At 68.0% G+C, this 487-nt stretch carries 1 protein-coding gene; it reads right to left on the bottom strand.

Annotated features, from left to right (window positions below; all coding sequences use genetic code 11):
• The coding region (locus tag GRC12_RS44995) for a response regulator (protein WP_439959970.1) at positions 1-463 on the bottom strand (463 nt) is incomplete at its 3' end.
• Positions 464-487: the final 24 nt, after the last annotated feature.

Genomic DNA, 487 nt, shown 5'->3' with positions numbered 1-487 from the left:
CCTCTCCCCTGCTCCGCCCGCCCCGCGGGCCGCCCTTCCGCTCGATCAACTGCTGCACGAGCCGAACGAGTTCAGCGGGCTCGAAGGGTTTGGCGAGAAAGGCGTCGACGCCGACGTCGAGCCCAGCCTCGACCTCGTAAGAGGTGCAGGCGCTCACGATGGCGAGAGGGAGATCACGGGTACGGGGATCGGACCGCAGGCGGGCGGCGGTGCGCAGCCCGTCCAGCCGCGGCATGACGACGTCGAGGGTCACGACATCGGGCCGCACGTCATGAACGAGATCCAGACACTCGACACCATCGGCCGCGGTCACGACCTCGAGCCCCTCCAGCTCGAGATTGACCCTGATCAGCTGCCGGATGACCTTGTTGTCGTCCACAACAAGCACCCGACCCGACGCGCCTGGCACAACTCGAGAGTAGGTCGCCCCCGGCCACCGCGTCCGGCTTTTCCCCACTTCCACCCCGCACGAGGGACACGCCAAGGA

This window comes from Streptomyces griseorubiginosus, from assembly GCF_017614965.1.
GTDB classification, from domain to species: domain Bacteria; phylum Actinomycetota; class Actinomycetes; order Streptomycetales; family Streptomycetaceae; genus Streptomyces; species Streptomyces griseorubiginosus_B.
This window is presented reverse-complemented; position numbering and strand designations above follow the sequence as displayed.